At 71.3% G+C, this 17761-nt stretch carries 20 protein-coding genes and 1 pseudogene; 12 read left to right on the forward strand and 9 right to left on the reverse strand.

Going from position 1 to position 17761, the window contains the following annotated elements:
* The first annotated feature begins 108 nt into the window (after window positions 1–108).
* The 5 genes from SM754_RS04790 (at window position 109) to SM754_RS04810 (ending at window position 4380) form a co-directional block, all read left to right on the forward strand.
* Window positions 109–1083 carry a LamG-like jellyroll fold domain-containing protein gene (locus tag SM754_RS04790; RefSeq protein WP_323675060.1) on the forward strand — a complete coding sequence of 325 codons (975 nt, stop codon included), beginning with the start codon at window positions 109–111 and terminating at the stop codon, window positions 1081–1083.
* A 127-nt stretch (window positions 1084–1210) separates the two neighbouring features.
* Window positions 1211–1951 (forward strand): proteasome assembly chaperone family protein, encoded by a 741-nt coding sequence (locus tag SM754_RS04795; RefSeq protein ID WP_323675061.1) that lies wholly within the window; start codon window positions 1211–1213, stop codon window positions 1949–1951.
* A 107-nt stretch (window positions 1952–2058) separates the two neighbouring features.
* Entirely contained in the window at window positions 2059–3180 is a 1122-nt protein-coding gene (locus SM754_RS04800; protein WP_323675062.1) for a pyridoxal phosphate-dependent aminotransferase, read from the forward strand.
* Between the two features lie 36 nt (window positions 3181–3216).
* Complete coding sequence (locus SM754_RS04805) at window positions 3217–3846, forward strand: DUF7097 family protein (RefSeq protein ID WP_323675063.1); 630 nt, start codon at window positions 3217–3219, stop codon at window positions 3844–3846.
* Between the two features lie 66 nt (window positions 3847–3912).
* Window positions 3913–4380, forward strand: coding sequence for a VOC family protein (locus SM754_RS04810; protein ID WP_323675064.1), 468 nt, complete (start codon window positions 3913–3915; stop codon window positions 4378–4380).
* A 9-nt stretch (window positions 4381–4389) separates the two neighbouring features.
* Here the strand turns inward: SM754_RS04810 and SM754_RS04815 are convergent, their stop codons facing one another.
* Window positions 4390–4590 (reverse strand): DUF5800 family protein, encoded by a 201-nt coding sequence (locus tag SM754_RS04815; RefSeq protein WP_323675065.1) that lies wholly within the window; start codon window positions 4588–4590, stop codon window positions 4390–4392.
* Between the two features lie 158 nt (window positions 4591–4748).
* On the opposite strand from SM754_RS04815, the gene SM754_RS04820 reads away from it, so the two are divergent.
* Window positions 4749–5603 carry a polymer-forming cytoskeletal protein gene (locus SM754_RS04820; protein WP_501993738.1) on the forward strand — a complete coding sequence of 285 codons (855 nt, stop codon included), beginning with the start codon at window positions 4749–4751 and terminating at the stop codon, window positions 5601–5603.
* Window positions 5604–5677: 74 nt separating this feature from the next.
* Here the strand turns inward: SM754_RS04820 and SM754_RS04825 are convergent, their stop codons facing one another.
* Entirely contained in the window at window positions 5678–6316 is a 639-nt protein-coding gene (locus SM754_RS04825; protein WP_323675066.1) for a cupin domain-containing protein, read from the reverse strand.
* 86 nt (window positions 6317–6402) lie between these two features.
* On the opposite strand from SM754_RS04825, the gene SM754_RS04830 reads away from it, so the two are divergent.
* Window positions 6403–7584, forward strand: a complete 1182-nt coding sequence (locus tag SM754_RS04830; protein WP_323675067.1) for a redox-regulated ATPase YchF — start codon at window positions 6403–6405, stop codon at window positions 7582–7584.
* A gap of 10 nt (window positions 7585–7594) precedes the next feature.
* Here SM754_RS04830 and truD read toward each other — a convergent pair whose 3' ends face one another.
* The 3 genes from truD to pth2 are packed head-to-tail and all read right to left on the reverse strand — an operon-like array spanning window position 7595 to window position 10376.
* Window positions 7595–8947 carry a tRNA pseudouridine(13) synthase TruD gene (truD, locus tag SM754_RS04835; RefSeq protein WP_323675068.1) on the reverse strand — a complete coding sequence of 451 codons (1353 nt, stop codon included), beginning with the start codon at window positions 8945–8947 and terminating at the stop codon, window positions 7595–7597.
* The gene (locus SM754_RS04840) at window positions 8944–10038 is read right to left on the reverse strand and encodes a carbohydrate kinase family protein (RefSeq protein WP_323675069.1); all 1095 of its coding nucleotides are present in this window, start codon (window positions 10036–10038) and stop codon (window positions 8944–8946) included. Before SM754_RS04840 ends, truD begins: the two co-directional genes overlap by 4 nt.
* A complete protein-coding gene (gene pth2 / locus SM754_RS04845) occupies window positions 10038–10376 on the reverse strand; it encodes a peptidyl-tRNA hydrolase Pth2 (protein WP_323675070.1) in 339 nt (112 codons plus the stop codon). Before pth2 ends, SM754_RS04840 begins: the two co-directional genes overlap by 1 nt.
* A 151-nt stretch (window positions 10377–10527) precedes the next feature.
* On the opposite strand from pth2, the gene dcd reads away from it, so the two are divergent.
* Genes dcd through SM754_RS04865 form a run of 4 tightly spaced genes read left to right on the forward strand, consistent with a single transcriptional unit; the run spans window position 10528 to window position 14187 of the window.
* Window positions 10528–11148 carry a dCTP deaminase gene (gene dcd, locus SM754_RS04850; protein WP_323675071.1) on the forward strand — a complete coding sequence of 207 codons (621 nt, stop codon included), beginning with the start codon at window positions 10528–10530 and terminating at the stop codon, window positions 11146–11148.
* The gene (locus SM754_RS04855; protein ID WP_323675072.1) at window positions 11145–12044 is read left to right on the forward strand and encodes a thiamine-phosphate synthase family protein; all 900 of its coding nucleotides are present in this window, start codon (window positions 11145–11147) and stop codon (window positions 12042–12044) included. Before dcd ends, SM754_RS04855 begins: the two co-directional genes overlap by 4 nt.
* Window positions 12041–12820 (forward strand): class I SAM-dependent methyltransferase, encoded by a 780-nt coding sequence (locus tag SM754_RS04860; protein ID WP_323675073.1) that lies wholly within the window; start codon window positions 12041–12043, stop codon window positions 12818–12820. The genes SM754_RS04855 and SM754_RS04860 overlap by 4 nt, the downstream gene beginning before the upstream one ends.
* Window positions 12821–12870: 50 nt before the next feature.
* Window positions 12871–14187: a hypothetical protein gene (locus tag SM754_RS04865; protein ID WP_323675074.1), complete on the forward strand. Its 1317-nt coding sequence runs from the start codon at window positions 12871–12873 to the stop codon at window positions 14185–14187.
* On the opposite strand, the gene SM754_RS04870 is transcribed toward SM754_RS04865, so the two are convergent.
* Both SM754_RS04870 and SM754_RS20495 read right to left on the reverse strand, forming a co-directional pair.
* On the reverse strand, window positions 14145–14633 hold the full coding sequence (locus SM754_RS04870; protein ID WP_323675075.1) for a His/Gly/Thr/Pro-type tRNA ligase C-terminal domain-containing protein: 489 nt from the start codon (window positions 14631–14633) through the stop codon (window positions 14145–14147). The genes SM754_RS04865 and SM754_RS04870 overlap by 43 nt on opposite strands.
* A 227-nt stretch (window positions 14634–14860) precedes the next feature.
* A pseudogene (locus SM754_RS20495) lies at window positions 14861–15121 on the reverse strand (aminoacyl--tRNA ligase-related protein); the annotation flags it as partial.
* On the opposite strand from SM754_RS20495, the gene SM754_RS04880 reads away from it, so the two are divergent.
* A complete protein-coding gene (locus SM754_RS04880; protein ID WP_323675077.1) occupies window positions 15014–15697 on the forward strand; it encodes a hypothetical protein in 684 nt (227 codons plus the stop codon). The pseudogene SM754_RS20495 and the gene SM754_RS04880 sit on opposite strands and share 108 nt — an antisense overlap.
* 343 nt (window positions 15698–16040) lie before the next feature.
* Here SM754_RS04880 and SM754_RS04885 read toward each other — a convergent pair whose 3' ends face one another.
* Both SM754_RS04885 and SM754_RS04890 read right to left on the reverse strand, forming a co-directional pair.
* Entirely contained in the window at window positions 16041–16985 is a 945-nt protein-coding gene (locus SM754_RS04885) for a thiazole biosynthesis protein (RefSeq protein WP_323675078.1), read from the reverse strand.
* 88 nt (window positions 16986–17073) lie between these two features.
* Window positions 17074–17658 carry a DUF6517 family protein gene (locus SM754_RS04890; RefSeq protein WP_323675079.1) on the reverse strand — a complete coding sequence of 195 codons (585 nt, stop codon included), beginning with the start codon at window positions 17656–17658 and terminating at the stop codon, window positions 17074–17076.
* Between the last annotated feature and the right edge of the window lie 103 nt (window positions 17659–17761).

Raw genomic sequence — 17761 nt, forward strand, 5'->3', positions numbered from 1 at the left:
CGCCGTAGCGCGGGCGGTCGCTTGTCGGTTTCGGGTCGTCGCCGCGAACCGGGCGCGACGGGGGCGACAGGTCGATGGCGTTCGCGGTGTGACCGACTGCGTCATTCGATGATAGCAAGTACGTCGGGGGGTGACGTTCGGGGCGTGACGAACGATTCGACCGGGCGGACGCGGCGCCGGCTCCTTCGGGCCGGTGGCGTGCTCGCACCGCTACTGACTGGGGGGTGTCTTCGACTAACCGGTGGAGAGGACGGGACGACGACGGGCGCGGCGACGACTGGACGAACGACGAGGACGACGACCGCGACCGAGACGGATACGGCGACCGAGACGGACACCGCGGCCGAGACCGAGACGGAGACCACGACCGAGACGGACACCGAGACGGAGACGGACTCGGGGGCTGGGGTCGCGGGCCTCGAGGGTGTGCTCCGGCACGCGTTGGATGGTTCGTTCGCGGATTCGGTGAACGACGTCGACGGGCGACCGGTCGGGAGTGGGCTGGCGTTCGTCGACGACGAGCGGGGGACGGTACTGGACTTCCGCGGGCGCGGGTCGGGCTCTCAGGGCGGCTTCTACGACCTCCCTTACGACGCACTCGACCGCCACTTCGACGTGGGGGACCCCGTCACGGTCGCGTTCTGGATGCGACCGGCGGCACTCGACGACTGGTACGTGCTCCTCTCCGGGGTCGGCGTCACGGTCAGTCTCCGCGGCGGAAACGTCCGCGTCTCGCGGTTCAACACGGAGACTCGCCGGAACGACTACCAGGCGGCGGTCGCCGCGAGCCGCGCGTTCGACCCTGGCGTGTGGCATCACGTCGTCGCGACAGTCGAACCCGGCGCGGAGGCACGGCTGTTCGTCGACGGCGCCGGGGTGACGGCGACCGGCGTCGACGCGGACCAGGGCTACCAGCCCAAGCAGGCGTCGGGCATCGACGCTGCACGCGTCGGCTTCGTCCCGTCGGGTGACGACGGCGCGTACGACGCGCACCTCGACGGCGCGGTCGACGACCTCCGGCTCTACCGCGGGAGCGTCGACGCCGCCGGCGCCGAGGCACTCTACGACGCGATGCAGGAGTGAGGTGTCGAGCGCGCGTTCGCTGACGGGACGGATGCGCCTGGCCCCGGGAGACGCTGCGGACGCGACCGGACCCGGGAGGCGTCGAACCGCCCTCGGTTTTATCGGGCCGCCCGGCGTGGGTTCGCGCATGGCACACGTCAAGGAACGACTGGACGTCAGCCTCGACGACCCCGTGCTCGTGGAGGGTCTCCCGGGTGTGGGACTCGTCGGGAAGATCGCAGCGGATCACCTCGTCGAGACGCTCGAGATGGACCTGTACGCGACCGTGCACTGCGAGTCGCTCGCGCCGGTCGCGGTCTATCACGACGGCGAGCGCGACGTCCGACCACCGGTCCGCATCTACGCGGCGGCGGACGCGGACCTCCTCGTCCTCCAGAGCGACATCCCGGTGAACAAGGAGGCGGTCCGCGAGTTCGCGGACTGCTTCACGTCCTGGCTCGTCGACGCGAACGTGACGCCGGTCTACCTGAGCGGGATGGGAGCGGAGAAGGACGACGCGCCGCCCGCGATGCACGGCGTCGGGACCGCCGGCGGCGGTGCGCTCCTCGACGAACTCGGCGTGGACCGGCCGAGCGAGAGCGGCGTCATCTCGGGGCCGACCGGCGCGCTCGTGAACCGCGCGGCCGAACAGGACCTGGAGAGCGTGGCGCTGGTCGTCGAGAGCGACCCGCAGTTCCCGGACCCGGAGGCGAGTCGCGTCCTCATCGAACACGGTATCGCGCCGCTCGCGAACGTCGACGTGGACGTCTCCGACCTCGTCGAGCACGCGGAGGACATCCGCGAGAAGAAGGAGCAACTCGCCGCGAAGATGCAGCAAGTGCAGAAGGAGGAGAGCTCGCAGGCTCAACCCCTCCGGATGTACCAGTAGCGGTCGTCACCCCCGCGGTCGGGGGCAGCGTACGGTCCGCTCGCGCCGCCGCGTTCGGTACTCGTTCTCACGGTAGGATTACGGTGGCGGCGCTCGCGGGTTCTGGTATGACGGAGTTCGCAGAACGAGCGACGAAGGTCTCGATAAGCGGCATCCGGGAGGTTTTCGAGGCGGCGAGCGAGGACGCGATCAACCTCGGTCTCGGCCAGCCCGACTTCCCGACGCCAGAGCACGCGCGCCAGGCTGCCGTGGACGCCATCCAGTCCGGCCAGGCGGACGCGTACACGTCGAACAAGGGGACGCTGGCGCTCCGCGAAGCCATCGCGGGCCGGTACAGCGACGACCAGAACCTGGACGTCGACCCCGAGGACGTCATCGCGACCGCGGGCGGGTCGGAGGCACTGCATCTCGCGATGCAGGCGCACGTCGACCCCGGCGACGAGGTCATCTACCCCGACCCGGGGTTCGTCGCGTACGAGAACCTCACGCACGTCGCGGGCGGCGAGCCGGCCCCGGTCCCGCTCCGCGACGACCTGACGATGGACCCCGGAGCGGTCGAGGACGCCATCACCGAGGACACCGCCGCGTTCATCGTGAACTCGCCCGCGAACCCCACGGGCGCAGTGCAGTCGAAGGCGGACGTGATGGAGTTCGCGCGCATCGCGGACGAGCACGACGTCCTCTGCATCAGCGACGAGGTCTACGAGCACATCCTGTTCGACGGCGAGCACCACACGCCGCTCGCGTTCGCCGAGTCCGACAACGTCGCGGTCGTGAGCGCGTGCTCGAAGACGTACTCGATGACGGGCTGGCGCCTGGGCTGGGTGACGTCGTCGACGCCGCGCATCGAGCGCATGCTGCGAGTCCACCAGTACATCCAGGCGTGTGCGAGCGCCCCGGCGCAGTACGCCGCGGAGGCCGCACTCAGCGGCCCGCAGAACGTCGTCGACGACATGGTCGCGCAGTTCGAGGAGCGCCGCGACGTCGTCCTCGACGGCCTGGAGGACATGGGGCTCGACGTCCCGACGCCGTCGGGGGCGTTCTACGCGATGCCGAAGGTCCCCGACGGCTGGGTGGACGCGGTCCTGGAGCGCGACGTCGTGGTCGTCCCCGGGGAGGCGTTCGGCTCGCACGGCGAAGGGTACGCGCGCATCTCGTACGCGACGGACGTGGAGACGCTGAAGGAGGCCCTCGCGGCGATGCGCGAGGCGACCGAGGCCGTCCAATAACCGACGCACGCGACGACTCGAACCGCTCTCGATACCATGGAGAAGACGCCGAAGGGCACGGGCGTCGGCGTGGACGACCCCTACGAGCACGTCGACGTCTGCGACCACCTGACGAGCGAGGGGACGTGCCGGTACGCGTTCGAACACCCCCAGCACGACCCGGCGTTCGCGCGCGCTCGTCGCCGCGACGACCTCGCGTGCCCGGTCGTCGCGGACGTCGGCCCGGACTGGGACTGGCGCGACTGCCCGCACTTCCGCTCGACGACGAGCGGCCGCGAGTGCGCGCGCTGCGGGCTCGAGGAACGCCGGATGGCGCACGACGACGAGCGCCCGCTCGTCGAGGAACACCACCTGTCGTACGCCGACGACGCCGCCAGACGCGCCGCGGACGCGACGGGCGCGCCACTGGAGACCGATGACGAGGCGTCCGAGGGCGGCGACGTGGCCGAAGAAAGCGACGGACCGAGTCACGAGATAACGGTCGCGCTCTGCCGGTGGTGTCACTCGAAGGTCCACGACTCGTGGGCGCGCATCACGGACGACGCGAACCCGAGCGCGGCGGCGCTCGCGGTCGCCGAGGACCGCCGAAGTCGCGAACTCGACGAGACCGGGTTCGCCGCTGCGAGCGAACGCTACGACCGCGACGACGAAGGGGACGACTCCTAGCGACGCGGTCGCGGACGCCGTCGCCGTGGCCGCGGTCGCTAAACGGCCGCGTCGCGTAGCCGATCCATGAGCGACACTCCATCGGCCGTCGGCGACGGCCCGCACCTGGTGGGTCACGTCCACCTGAAGGTCCGCGACGTCGACCGCGCCGTCGCGTTCTACACGACCGTCCTCGCGCTCGACGTGACCGAACGCCACGGGTCGTTCGCGTTCCTGAGCTTCGGCGACCGCCACCACGACGTCGCGCTCCAAGGCGTCGGCGCGGACGCCGACCCGCCCGGGGCCGGCGTCGGCCTCTACCACACCGCGTTCGAGGTGGAGACGGGCGACGCGCTCGCCGTGGTCTACGACCGCCTCCAGGAACGCGGCGTCTCCACGGCACCGGTCGACCACGGCATCAGCAAGGCGCTGTACTTCGACGACCCCGACGGGAACGGCGTGGAGGTGTACCTCGACACCCGCGCGGACCGCGACCAGTACGAGTGGGAGGGCGTCAACGAGCGGTTCGACCCGCGGTCGCTCCGCGGCGAGTGACCCGCGGCGTCAGTCGCGGACGATGTCGCGGACGAGTCGCGGTTCGCCCGTCAGGTTCGGCTGTTCGGCGACGAGCTTCATGACCTCGTGGTCGGTGACGTCGTAGTAGTCCTTCTCGGTCGCTTCCTCGATGAGGTCGCGTTCCATCCGGAACTCCGTTCCCTCGTACACCACGTCGACCCCGTCTTCGTCGAAGGAGAGCGTCGTCATACCTGGGAACTGGCCGCGAACGCAGTTATGTGTCTCGTTTGTCGACACGGCCCAGGCGGCCGTCGAACGCCGCGGCGCGAACCGCCAGACGCCGTCCGTCTGACTTGCGTCTGACGCTCGCGCGAGGTTTAAGACCCCCGAGGGTCGTACGTACACGCGTGTCACTGCACACGGATCCACTCGACGAACTCCAGATTCCGAGCGGGACGACCGTGGAGGAACACGACCTCGTCGCGGACGGCGACGTCGTCGTCGGCGGTCGTTCCACAGTGGAGTTCGGGCTCCGTGGGCACAACGTTCTCTGTGGTGAGGGCGTGACGATCGGCGGGAACGTCGAGGCCGAGGGCGACCTCCGCCTCGACATGTGGAGCGACGTCTCCGGGAACGTGCTCGTCGGCCGGGACGCGTACGTCGGCGAGCGCGTGCACGTCGCCGGCCAGCTCCGGGTCGCGGGCGACCTGGACGTCGGCGACGACGTCGACATCGAGGAGGGGTTCGAGGCGAACGGCTGGATCGTCATCCGGAACCCGATGCCGACCGTCGTCTTCCTGTTCATGTACCTCAAGCAGCTGATGTTGATGGGCGAGGACGAGGCCGCGGAGGCGTTCGCGGACGAGGCGTTCGACACCGAGGCGGTCGAGGAGGAGCCGCTCGTCATCCCGCGGTCTGCGACGGTGAACGACGACGCGTGGCGGGTGTCGACGCCGGCGACCATCGGCGACGACTGCCGTATCCACGGGAACGTTCGCGCGGAGTCCATCGACGTCGGCGAGCGAAACAACGTCTTCGGGAGCCTCCGTGCGAAGGGCGACATCGTCGTCGGCGAAGGGACGCGCATCCACGGCGACGTCACCACGCGGAACGGGAAGGTGAAGATCGCGCCGGGCGCGAAGGTACTGGGCGACATCGGCTGCAAGGACCTCGAGCTGTCGAAGAACGCCGAGGTCGACGGCCGGATGCGCGCCCGCGGCGAGGTCCAGATGCTCGGCCTCAGCGGTCGCAGCGTCGAGTGAAACGACTCCTCGGCCTCAGCGGTCGCGGCGTCGAGTAATCGCGAGCCGGTGGTCGGTCTCCTGTGGGGTGTTCGTCAGTGGACGAGCGGAGCGGTCTCGTGTTCGCTCTCGCAGTCCGCGCAGCGACTGACCGGATGGCGGTCGGCGTCGAGACCCATCGCGAGGTCGGGGCTCCCGCAGTCCGGACAGGGTCCGGGGTCGAACGACGACTCGCACTCCGAGCAGTCGAGCGTGAACGCGTCGCCGCCGGTGCCGAGCCGGAGCGCTGGTGCGCCGCAGCCCGGACAGCGCGCCGGGATGCGGACGTCGTCGGTCTCCTTCGGCGCGCCGAGGGCGAGCGCGACGAGGTCGCGGTCGGCGCTCGCGGGGTTCCGCCCGGTCTGGAACTCGCCGGGCGCGAACCGCACCGCTTCACTTGCAGCGACGGTGACCTCGCGGCCCCTCGGGCGTGCGCCGCTCGGCGATTCCGCGTCTCCCGGCGATTCCGCACTGCTCTCTGGCCAATCGGCCGCGGGCGGAAGGACCTCGAAGACCGCCTCGCCGGCGAGGACGACGAACACCTCCTCCTGGTCGAGGTGGGCGTGCAGGCCGCTCGGGAACCCCTCGCCGGGCGCGAGCCGATAGCGGACGACGGCGAGGTCGGTGGTCCCGAGCGCGTCGCCGACGCCCGTGCCGCCCGTCGCGCCCTCAGCGTCGACCCCGGTTCGTTCCATGCTCGCGTGCCCTCGCGGGTCGGACAAAACGGTTCTGGACGGCGACGACCGAAAGCGCCTTTCGCCGCCCGCGGCTACCGTGGGGTATGCTGTCTATCGCGCTCGCCGGGAAGCCGAACGCGGGCAAGTCTACGTTCTACAAGGCGGCGACGATGGCGGACGTCGACGTGGGGAACTACCCGTTCACGACCATCGACCCGAACCGCGGCGTCACGCACGCTCGCACCGACTGTCCGTGCCTGGACCGCGAGGAGCGCTGCGGGAACGAGAACTGTCACGACGGGAAGCGGTACGTCCCCGTGGAGCTGCTGGACGTCGCCGGCCTCGTCCCCGGTGCGCACGAGGGGAAGGGCCTGGGGAACCAGTTCCTCGACGAGTTGACGAACGCGGACGTCATCGTGAACGTCGTCGACGCCTCCGGTGGCACGAACGCCGAGGGCGAACCCGTCGACATCGGGACGCACGACCCGATCGAGGACGTGGACTTCATCGAGGAGGAGATGGACCTCTGGCTCGCGGGGATCGTCTCTCGGAACTGGGAGGGCATCGAACGCAAGTCCCGCTCGCCGGACTTCGACATGGACGACGCCCTCAGCGACATGCTCACCGGGTTCGGCGCGGGCCCGGCGGACGTCCAGGCGGTCCTCCGCGAGATGACGTACCCGGACGACCCGAAGAACTGGACCGACGACGACCGGGAGACCCTCGCCAGGCTCGTCCGCGAACGCACGAAACCGATTGTCGTCGTCGCGAACAAGATGGACGTCGCCCCCGCGGAGAACGTCCAGGCGCTCATGGACCTGGACAAGCCCGTCGTCCCGGCGACCGCGGAGGGCGAGCTCGCGCTGCGGAAGGGCGCGGAGGCCGGGGTCGTCGACTACGACCCTGGCGACGCGGACTTCGACATACTCGGGGACGTCACGGACGCGCAACGCGAGCGCCTCCAGGGGCTCCGGGACGCGATGACCGAGTACGATGGCACGGGCGTCCAGTCGGCCATCGACTACGCGGTCTACGACCTGCTCGACCGCATCACGCTCTTCCCCGTCCAGGACCAGAGCAAGTGGACGGACGCGAAGGGGAACGTCCTCCCGGACGCCTTCCTGCTCGGACGCGACGCGACGCCCGTCGACCTCGCGTACGCGGTGCACTCGGACATCGGCGACGGCTACCTGCACGCGGTCGACGCGCGGAGCGGCCGCGACATCGGCGAGGACCACGAACTCGAGGAGGGCGACGTCGTGAAGATAGTGAGCACGGCGTCCTAGGTCGCCTCGTTCAGGTCAACTGGAGCGGGTCGACCTTGCAGTACTCGCGGAGGACGGTGGTGGCGTAGCTCCCGGAGGGGAGTGCGAACGCGACGTCGAGTGCGTCCTCGCCGTCGACGGCGTCGACGTCGACGGGCGTGGTGATCCGGATGGCGCGCCTGGTGCCGGTGCTCTCGAACTCGCCGGGGAGGTCGAAGTCGCCGGGTTCGAGCCCGCAGTCGTCGAGGACGCTTCGTTCTATCTCGCCGGGTTCGCCGTCGGCGAGGTCGGTGTCAGTGCCGACGAGCGGTGCGGTGACGAACGCGCGACCGCGCTCGCAGTGCCGGGCGATGGTGTCGACGCGGCGCTCGCTCACGCGCTGCGCGCGGTCGGGGTCGGGGACGGGGAGGTCGTCGGGCGCGTCGCCGTCGGCGAAGCAGACGACGTCGCCCGCGACGGGTCGATGGAACGGGATACCGCGGCGGAGGCGCTCGCTGAGGACGCGATTGAAGACGTACGACTGCGCGGCGTGCACGAACAGCGCCTGGAGGTTCGAGGGAAGCGCTTCGAGCGCCGCGCGGTAGTCCGCTGGGTCGCTCGCGTCGCGCTCGACGAGCGTGTGCAGCATCGTGCGCTCGTACCGGAGCCGTCGCGGGTACGCGTCGAGCGCCGCCTGCCAGTCCCCGCTCGCGGCGACCTCGCGGGCCTCGCGGGTCCCCTCGCGCTCGGCGTCGTTCGGGTTCGCGACGTACGCGAGCACCGCGCCCTTCCAGTCGCCGCGCGCGATGGCGAGGCCGACCTCGTGCGTGACCGGCCGCTGGCTCCCGAAGCGCTGCTGGCCGAAGAAGTTCGGAACGGCGACGGTCGACTCCCCCGCCTCCTCGACGTCACCCCACTCGCGGAGCGCGTCGGTCACGGCGCTCGCGTTCTCCGGGGCGTCGACGTCGCTGATGCGGATCTGGAACTCGTTCCCGGCGAGGTCACCGAAGTAGATGTCCCGGCCGGCGCGCCCGACGACCTCGAGGTCCGCGCCGTCGACGTCGGGGAGGTCGTCGGGGTCGACGCCCTGGACGCTGAACAGCTGGGTGGTGACGGCGTGCTTGTCCTTCGTGCCCGCCCAGGAGACGCGTTCGCGACTGATGCCCATCGCGTCGCTGAGCCGGCGCGCGTAGTCGTTCGTGTCCCAGCCGTGGAGCGTGACGCGGCAGACGAGGTAGGGGTAGTCGCCGGTGGGCGCGTCGACGGGCTCGGTCGCGAACGCCTCGCGTTCGACGACCCGGAAGCCCTCGTCGCGGTCGCGGAGGCGGCCGCCGACGCCGTCGACGTCGCTCGCGTAGACCTCCATGCCGACCGCTCGCTCGCGGGGGTGGGCGTCGCGAGTCATGCCGCACCTCCGTCGTTGCCACCGCGCTCGTCGTCGCCCCTGGGTGCGTCGTGGGCGCCGAATCCGATGGCGTGGACGTCGTCGGCGACGAGCGCGTCGACGGCGTCCCGGCCGGGGAGGGCGGGCATCGCGCCGCGGGCGGTGGTGGCGAGCGCGCCCGCGGCGGTGGCGACGTCGAGGACGCTGTAGGGGTCGGTCGCGCCGTCGGCGAGTTCGGCGACGACCGCCGCGAGGAACGCGTCGCCGGCGCCGGTCGGGTCGACCGCGTCGACGTCGTACCCGTGGTGGGTCGCGCCGCCGCGGCCGAACGGCGACCGGTGCGTGCTCGCGGCGGCCGCGCCGTCGCTCCCGAGCGTGAGGAACGTCGTGTGCGGGCCGCGCTCGCAGACCGCCTCCGCGAGCGCCGGCGCGTCGCTGGGACTGGGCGCTCCGCGCTCGCTGCCGGGCGTGATGCTCGCGACGTCAAAGCCGACGGCGGCGAGGTCCGCGGGCGTCGCCTTCACGACGTCCGCGAGCGCGAGCACCTGCTCGGTGACCGTCCGGAACTCGTCGTCGGGCCACGCGGCCGGGCGGGCGTTCGGGTCGAACACGAGCGTGCAGTCGGCGTCCGCGGCCGCTCGCGCGAGGTCGAGGACCGCCGAGCGCGCCGGGTCGGCGGCGAGGGAGATGCCGCCGACGACGACGACGTCCACGTCGGCGAACGCGTCCGTCGGTGATGCGGCGACGGGGCCCTGCCCGAGGTGGCGGTCGGCGCCCCGGTGGAACGTGAACGCGAGGTCCGGTGCGTCGCCGCGCTCGCGTGCGGCGAACGCGACGGTCGTCGCGCGCTCGGCGTCGACCTCGACGAACCGGTCGGGGACGCCGTGCGCGTCGAGCGCGCGTCGACAGCGCTCCCCGAACCCGTCGTCGCCGAGACGCGTCCACAGCCACGCCGGTTCGTCGAGCGCTGCGAGGCCGGCGGCGACGTTCGCGGGCGCCCCGCCGACGCGCGCGTCGAACGCGTCCGCGGTCGCCATCGGCGCGTCCGGCGCGACGAGGTCGACGAGCGTCTCCCCGGCGACGAGGACGCGCGGCGAATCGGTCGCCGTCATCAGTATAGCGAGAGGTGTCCGGTCGCGTTGTCGACGACGTCGTCACGGCCGGGGCCGACCGCGCACGTCGTCGGCGTCCCCGGGTCCAGTTGCGTGTGCCCGGCGTCCCGGATGACGGCGTGCGGGAGGCCCTCTCGCTCCGCGCGGCTCGCGACGTCGAACAGTTCGTCCTCGCCGCTGACCTTCACGACGATCTTCTTCTGTCCCTCGCCCTTCCATGCCTTGCGCGTCCGCGAGTCGGCGTCCTCGTACGCCGACAGCGACGCGTGCGCGACCTGCGCCGCGAGCTTCCCGCGGCCCATGTCGAGGTCCGTGCGTGCGGCGATGACCTGTTTCATGCTCGCCGCGACGCGCCCGGCGGACAAAAGGCTCCCCTTCGACGGCCGGAGAGCCGTGGCCACTCCCCCCGGCGGACGTGCGTGACACGGGTACTCATGACCGGCTGGCACGACCGGGTGGTTTTAGGAGCGCGCCGTCGTCGTCTCACGCATGATACTGTCGGACGCGGACCTCACGGCGCGCCTCGACCGGGGCGACCTCGTCGTCGAACCGCTCGACGACCCCGAGCTCCAGGTACAGCCCGCGAGCGTCGACCTCCGCCTGGGCGCGCAGTTCCTCGAGTTCCAGCACGCGAACATCCCCTGCATCCACCCGAACGCCGAACAGGAGGTCGACGACTACGTCAGCGAGACGGTCGTCGACCCCGACGAGGAGTTCATCCTCCACCCCGGCGACTTCGTGCTCGGGACGACCTACGAGCGCGTGGAGGTCCCCGACGACCTCATCGCGCACGTCCAGGGCCGCTCCTCGCTGGGGCGGCTCGCGGTCGTCGTGCACGCCACCGCGGGCGTCGTCGACCCCGGCTACCGCGGGCAGATAACGCTCGAACTGTCGAACCTCGGCACCGCACCCGTCGCGCTCACACCGGGGATGCGCATCAGTCAGCTCATCTTCACGGAGCTGAAGACGCCCGCCGAGCGCCCGTACGGGAGCGAACGCGGCTCGAAGTACCAGGACCAAGACGGCCCGCAGGCGTCGCGTATCGGGTCCGACAGCGAGTTCGGCGGCGACCAGCTCGCCGACGACGAACCCGGAGGTGACGCGCGATGAAGTTCCTCGAGGAGGTCGTCGTCGACGAGTTCCTCCCGACGTACCGGTCGATGCTCGCCGCGGCCCTCCGCGACCGCGGGTTCACGCAGAGCGAGGTCGCGAAGGCTCTGGGCATCTCGCAGTCGGCGGTGTCGAAGTACGCCCACGGCGACGTCGCCCGGAACGACGCCATCCTCGACGACGACCGCGTCCGCGAACTGGTCGAGACCGTCGGCGAGGGGCTGGCGTCGGGCGACATGAGTCCGGTGCAGGCGCTCGTCGAGGCGGAGGTCCTCATCCGGCGGCTGGAGCGCGGCGACCTCCTGGCGAGCATCCACCGGGACGTCGTCCCGGAGCTCTCGGAGTACGGGAGCGACTTCGCCATCCACGACCCGGAGAGCGACCTGCGGACCGCCGAGCGCGTGCTCTCCTCGCTCCGTCGCGGGCTGCGCGTCCTGGAGAACGCGAGCGGGTTCGCGCGCCTCATCCCGAACGTCGGGACGAACCTGGTCGCGTGCACGCCGGACGCGGACTCCATCGACGACGTCGCCGGCGTCCCCGGCCGTATCGTGGACGTGAAGGGGCGGGCGACGGTGCCCGCGGAACCCGAGTTCGGCGTGAGCGAGTACGTGGCGAGCGTCCTGCTCGCGGCGCGCGCAGCGGGTGCTGACGTGACGGCGGCGATCAACGTCCGGTACGACGCGGACGTGCTCGCGGCGCTCGAAGCGCAGGGCCGCGAGGCGGTCGAGTTCGAGGACGAGGACAACATCGAGACGGCGGTCGCGGACGCGCTCGCGGACAGTCCCGACGCGACGGTGCTCTACCAGACGGGGAGCTACGGCGTGGAACCCATCGTGTACGTGCTCGCCGAGGACTCGGTGAGCGCGGCGGAGGCGGTCCGGGACGTCGTGCGATGACGGCCCGCGGCGGCGACGGCGGCGCGCGGGCCGACGGTCGCGGCGACGTGCGCGCCGAGCGCGCGGCGTCGGTCCAGTCGTTCTACGGGCGCTGGGCGACGCTGTACGACGCCCTGGCGCGATTCACGCCCGGTATCGGCCGGCTCCGGCGGGAGGCGGTCGCGGCGCTCGAGTGCTCCCGTGGCGACACCGTCGTCGACCTCGGGTGTGGGACGGGCGCGAACCTCCCGTACCTCCGCGACGCCGTCGGGCCGACCGGGACCGTGGTCGGCGTCGACCTCACTCGCGGGATGCTCGCGCGAGCGCAGCGACTCGTGGACGCGAACGACTGGCGGAACGTCCACGTCGTCCAGGGCGACGCGACGCGACCACCCGTCGAGGGACCGGTCGACGGCGTGCTCGCGTCGTTCGTCGTCGGGATGCTCGACGACCCCGCGAGCTCGGTCGCGGACTGGTGCGACCTCGTCGCTCCCGACGACGGCGCTGCAGGGACAGCGGTCGACGCCGGGCACGTCGTGCTCGTCGACGGCGCGCTCTCGGACCGCGCGATAGCCCGCCCCGTGAACGCGGCGTTCCGCGCGCTCACGGTCGTCTCCACGCCACCGACGTTCAAGTTCCGGTACGACCCGTCGCCCCACGACGTCCTCCGCGACCGCGTCGCGGCGGCCCGCGACGCCCTCCGGGAGCGAGCGAGCGCGACCCACCACCGCGAGCACCTGCTCGGCGTCGTCCGCGTCACCGGCGGGCGCGTCCCCGCCACGACCGAAGCGGGGTGAGGACGGACGACCCCGCGGGATTTTTGTGCGCGGGATAGCGAACCGTAATCATGCGAGCTCTCCCCGCGCTCGCGGTCGCCCTCCTCCTCGTCGTCGCCGGCTGTGCCGCGCCGACGACGCCGACGGAGTCGCCGACCGCGACCGACGACGCAACCACACCGAGTACCGACCAGCCGACCACCGAGCGCGCCACGACCGACGACCCGACGTCGACCGCCCCCGCGACGACCGCCGACGAGGGAACCGATGACGACGGCGTCCCGGAGCCCGAGTCCCTGCCCGTGAACGACACGGCGACGTTCCGGAACCTCACCGAGATGCTCGGTGTGGACGCCGACAGGCCGACGCTCGGGACGCGGAACCTCAGCCAGTACTTCCGGTCGCGCGAGACCACGCGGAAGGTCCTGCTCGGGCTCGAGGAGTACGTGCAGCATCCCGAGGACGACCCGCACGGGCTGGCGACGGGGAACGGCCGCATCTACGTCCAACCCGCGGGCGCGTCCCCGACGGTGGTCGAGAAGGTGGTCGTCCACGAGCAGTTCCACAGCGTCCAGTTCCAGCGGGGGTGGACCGCGCCGCGGCAGCCGACGACGACCGACGGCCGGCTCGCCGTCGGCGGGGCGGTCGAGGGCGCGTCGGTGTGGGTCGCCGGCGAGTACACCGAACGCTACCAGCGCGAGGACGTCCCGCGGCAGGTGCGGATGGTGCGGGACGCCGTCGTGAACGGGCCGGACGGCTGGCGGGTGTTCCGCGCGCCGTACTACTTCGGCGCGCGCTGGACCGAACACCACCTCGACGACCCGGCGAACGTCTCGTGGGTGTACGCGAACCCGCCGGAGACAACCGAACAGCTCATGCACAACCTGACCGCGAGCGAGGCGCCCGTGCGGCCGATATCGGTCGCGGTCGACGCGGACAGCTGGGTCGAGAGCGCGGGCGACCGCATGGGCGAGGCGTACGTGTGGGCGACGCTCCGCGGGGAACTCACCGCGAACCGGTCCGAGCCCGCCGCTGCGGGCTGGGGCGGTGACGAACTCCGGATGGTCGCCGGCCCGGGCGGGGAGACCCGGAACCTGACGTGGGCGATGCGCTGGGACACCGCCGGCGACGCGGACGAGTTCGCGGCCGCGTTCGACGACTGGCGGAGCGCACGAGACGCGAACGCCTCGTTCAGTCTCGTTCGCGTGAACGAGAGCGTGACGCTCCTGCTCGCCGGCGACGGCGCGTTCGTCGACGCGGCGACCGTCTCGATGCGCGACGGGACCGTCGTCGTCGAACGGTCGAACGCGACCGCCACGGGTGCCCGGTCGACGACGGCGGCCGCTCACCCACCGAGTTCCGCGATGGCGGCGTCGAGGTCGCGATAGCACGTGTCGCCGTCCCGCGATTCGAGTTCCACCTCGCCGGTCTCGGCGTAGTGGTTGCCCAGCACGACCTTCGTGGGTATCCCGAGGAGGTCGCTCTCCGCGAACCGCTCGCCGATGGTCTGGTCGCGGTCGTCGAACAGCAGGCAGTCGACGTCCGCCGCCGCGAGCTCGTCGTGGATGCGGTCCGCGGCGTCCTTCACGTCGTCCTCGTACGCGAGGGGGACGACCGCGACCGCGTAGGGCGCGACCGTCCCGCGGTCGGTGACGGGCCACCGGCAGCCGTCCGCGTCCGCGTGCTGGAGGAGCAGCGTCTGCACGACGCGCGTGACGCCGATCCCGTAGCTCCCCATCTGGACGGGGCGCGACCCGCCGTCGGCGGTGTCGACGCTGAGGTCCATCGCCTCGGAGTACCGTCGGCCGAGCTGGAAGACGTGCCCGACCTCCACGCCCTCGCTCGCACGGAGCCGGCCACCGCAGTCGGGGCACTCGTCGACGCCGTTCCCATCCTCGCGCCGGTACGCGCCGAACTCGGGGTGCTCGTCGGTGACGCCAAACCGACAGTCGGCGCGCTCGCAGGCGACGACGTCGAGCGTCCCCCCGCGTCCACGGGCGCGACGAACTCCTCGCTCGCGGCCCCGCCCATCACCGAGTTGTCCGCCGCGCAGACCGCGACGTCGAGGCCGAGCGCGTCGAAGATCCGGCAGTACGCCGCGCGGACCTCGCGGTACGTCTCCCGGAGGTCGCGCTCGGTCGCGTGCAGGCTGTACGCGTCCTTCATCGTGAACTCCTTCGTCCGCAGCAGGCCGTTGCGCGCGTGGTCGTCGCGGTGCTTGGACTCGACCTGGTAGAGGAGGAGGGGGAGGTCGTCGTACGACCGCACGTGCCCGTCGACGAGGGCCACGACGCCCTCCTCGTGACTGGGCGCGAGACACATGTCGGCGCCGTCGCGGTTCTCCAGCGTGAACATCTCGCCCTCGAAGCTCCCCCAGCGTCCGCTCGCCTCCCAGACGTCGCGATAGCTGAGCTGGGGGAGACTGACGCGCTGCCCGCCGATGGCGTCCATCTCGCCGGCGACGACCTCGATGACGTTCCGCCGGACGCGCTCGCCCGTGGGCGCGAACCCGTAGAGGCCGCTCCCGAACTGACGGACGAGCCCCGCGCGGACCGCGAGCCGGACGTCGTCGCGCGCCTCGCCGCGGTCCTCGCGACTCGTCGCGAGGAACGCGTCGCTACGACGCACCCCGACCACCTCCGAGAACCGTCCACGTTCGACCGCGACCCGACCACGCCCGACCGCGACTTGAGCACGTCTGAGCGGGACCCGACCGTGCTCGATGACTCGTGCGACCGCGATAGCGGCCGCTGGATAGCGATTCCACCGTCCAGAACAGCAGGTTCTCAGTGCGTTCGCGGAACCCAGCCGCGAGCCACGCCGGACCCGCGGTTGCCACCGCAAACGCTCAGCGTTCGACACATAGCACTCGAACCGAGCACGCCGCCCGACAAATAGATGACGGTGGCGTGTCACGTCGTCACGAGGTGGGCATCGAACCGGCGCGTGGAGGCGTCAGCGGGGACGACGGCGCTACCGACACCGTCGCCGATGCGGTGCAGTCGCGTCGGCGTGGTGGACGGTGCGGTCGCAGTGGCGGTGCGGTCGCGGTGTGGTCGCGGGTGCTGTGCGGCCGCGGTGGTTCCCAGGACACCTGTACCGAGCGCGACCATGGTGGGACCAAAGGTCCCGCTGGCAGCCGCCGCGTAGCGCCGGCGACGAAGGGAGCGCTCGGGAGGTCTTTCGCCCACGTTTTTCCAGGGGGCGCGCCTGTGGCGCACCCGCCGCAGGAAAAAGGTGGTTAGTCGTCGTCGGTGGCGGGTGCGACGGCGGTGTCGCTGCCGTCGAGTTCGACGTCGGGAGCGTCGACGTCGAGTTCGTCGAGTGCGACCTCGGCGGCCTTCTTGCCGGAGACCAGCATGGCGCCGAACGTCGGGCCCATGCGGGGGAGGCCGTAGGCGGTGGCGACGGCCATCCCGGAGGCGACGAGGCCGTCGTGGACGAGGCCGGTGTGTTCGACGACCTCGTCCTCGCTGCGGCCGACCCACATCGAGTCGTGGCCGGGCGAGTCGTGGCCGGGGGCGCCGTAGGAGTCGTCACCGGAGGAGTCCATGACGTCGCCGCGTTCGTTCGCGGCTTCGATGCCGGGCGCGTCGAGGACGCCGCGTTCGTCGAGCTTGTTGATCGCCATGGCGTCGTGGCCCGTGGAGTCGATGACGAGGTCCGCTTCGACGGCGACGGGGTCGACGCACGTGATCTCGCGGGGGAGAGCGTGGACGGGCGTGTAGTTCATGACGATGCCGGCGACGCGGTGGTCCTCGCGGACGACGATGTCCGTGAACTCCGTCATGTTCTGGATCTTCGCGCCGGCGTCACACGTCGCCTTGATGAGCGAGGACGCGGCGTGCGGGCCGTTCGCGACGAAGAGGTCGTCCGTGTCTCGTGCGGCGTCGTAGGGCACGTCGAGTTCGTCGAAGACCTTCTGGGCGGGGTCGCGGACGGTGACCTTGTTCATGAGGAAGCCGCCGAGCCAGAACCCGCCGCCGAGGTAGTTGTTCTTCTCGACGACCATCACGTCCACGTCGCGCTCCGCGAGCTCCTTCGCGGCCATGAGACCGGAGGGCCCGCCGCCGACGACGATGACGTCGGTGTCGGAGTAGTCGAGGAACTCGTCGCTCCACTCCTGGCCGATGGCCTGGGTTACCTGTGCTTCGCCGACGTCGCTGAACGAGTCGAAGTCCTTCATACCACCTAGTGATACATCCAAGTGGTAGAAATGGGTTTCGGTACGCGCGGCTCTCGAATCGAGGCGACGGACCCACCGGAACCGGCCCTCACTCGACCGTCCGGATGGCTTCCAGGAGCTCGCGTCGGTACCGACCGGGTTCGACGTCGACGCCACCGACCGAGTCCGTGACGTACGCGCCCCCCGCGAGCGAGACGTCGCCCGCGTCGTGCCAGACGCCGAGCCAGCCCTCGCAGTCCACGCGCGCACCGTCCACCGGAACCGTCGCATCGTACTGTCGGAGCGCCACCCGCACGCCCTCGTCGGTCCGCGTTCGGTCCCGACGTCCGCGAGACACCGTCTCGAACCCGCGCTCGCGGAGGTCGGACGCGAACTCGCGCTCCGCGGACTCCCGTACCGTCGGGAACACCGACGCGACGCCCGCGCCCGGCGGCAGCGGCGGTTCGAACGCCAGGTTCGTCGCGAACGTGAACCGCACCGGCTGGTCGACCGCTCCCTCGGTCGCCGCACGCACCGACTCCCGCAGCTCGACGTCCTCGTACACGACCGTATGCCCGCGGACGCGCATCGTCGGCAGCGAGAACACCACCGACTCCTCGTCGTTCACCGCCCGCCAGTTCCCCGACAGCGACAGCGTCGGCCGCTCGGGTACACCGCCACGGTTCTCGGACATACCACCACGTACGAGCGCCTGCATCAAAACGATACGCCGACAGCGACGCAGCACGCGGACGGACAGCCGACCGCCACCGACGGAGCGGCAGTACAGCCCAAGC

This window comes from Halorubellus amylolyticus (assembly GCF_034808145.1).
In the GTDB taxonomy this organism is placed as follows: domain Archaea; phylum Halobacteriota; class Halobacteria; order Halobacteriales; family Natrialbaceae; genus Halorubellus.

Excerpts from the sequence above, each read along its gene's own strand:
- dcd (WP_323675071.1), top strand. The coding sequence starts at position 10,528 with ATGATACTGTCGGACGCGGACCTCACGGCGCGCCTCGACCGGGGCGAC.
- SM754_RS04825 (WP_323675066.1), bottom strand. The coding sequence starts at position 6,316 with ATGGAACGAACCGGGGTCGACGCTGAGGGCGCGACGGGCGGCACGGGC.
- SM754_RS04830 (WP_323675067.1), top strand. The coding sequence starts at position 6,403 with ATGCTGTCTATCGCGCTCGCCGGGAAGCCGAACGCGGGCAAGTCTACG.
- SM754_RS04810 (WP_323675064.1), top strand. The coding sequence starts at position 3,913 with ATGAGCGACACTCCATCGGCCGTCGGCGACGGCCCGCACCTGGTGGGT.
- SM754_RS04840 (WP_323675069.1), bottom strand. The coding sequence starts at position 10,038 with ATGACGGCGACCGATTCGCCGCGCGTCCTCGTCGCCGGGGAGACGCTC.
- SM754_RS04885 (WP_323675078.1), bottom strand. The coding sequence starts at position 16,985 with ATGAAGGACTTCGACTCGTTCAGCGACGTCGGCGAAGCACAGGTAACC.
- SM754_RS04890 (WP_323675079.1), bottom strand. The coding sequence starts at position 17,658 with ATGTCCGAGAACCGTGGCGGTGTACCCGAGCGGCCGACGCTGTCGCTG.
- SM754_RS04805 (WP_323675063.1), top strand. The coding sequence starts at position 3,217 with ATGGAGAAGACGCCGAAGGGCACGGGCGTCGGCGTGGACGACCCCTAC.
- SM754_RS04800 (WP_323675062.1), top strand. The coding sequence starts at position 2,059 with ATGACGGAGTTCGCAGAACGAGCGACGAAGGTCTCGATAAGCGGCATC.
- SM754_RS04860 (WP_323675073.1), top strand. The coding sequence starts at position 12,041 with ATGACGGCCCGCGGCGGCGACGGCGGCGCGCGGGCCGACGGTCGCGGC.
- SM754_RS04795 (WP_323675061.1), top strand. The coding sequence starts at position 1,211 with ATGGCACACGTCAAGGAACGACTGGACGTCAGCCTCGACGACCCCGTG.
- pth2 (WP_323675070.1), bottom strand. The coding sequence starts at position 10,376 with ATGAAACAGGTCATCGCCGCACGCACGGACCTCGACATGGGCCGCGGG.
- SM754_RS04815 (WP_323675065.1), bottom strand. The coding sequence starts at position 4,590 with ATGACGACGCTCTCCTTCGACGAAGACGGGGTCGACGTGGTGTACGAG.
- SM754_RS04865 (WP_323675074.1), top strand. The coding sequence starts at position 12,871 with ATGCGAGCTCTCCCCGCGCTCGCGGTCGCCCTCCTCCTCGTCGTCGCC.
- SM754_RS04855 (WP_323675072.1), top strand. The coding sequence starts at position 11,145 with ATGAAGTTCCTCGAGGAGGTCGTCGTCGACGAGTTCCTCCCGACGTAC.
- SM754_RS04790 (WP_323675060.1), top strand. The coding sequence starts at position 109 with ATGATAGCAAGTACGTCGGGGGGTGACGTTCGGGGCGTGACGAACGAT.
- truD (WP_323675068.1), bottom strand. The coding sequence starts at position 8,947 with ATGACTCGCGACGCCCACCCCCGCGAGCGAGCGGTCGGCATGGAGGTC.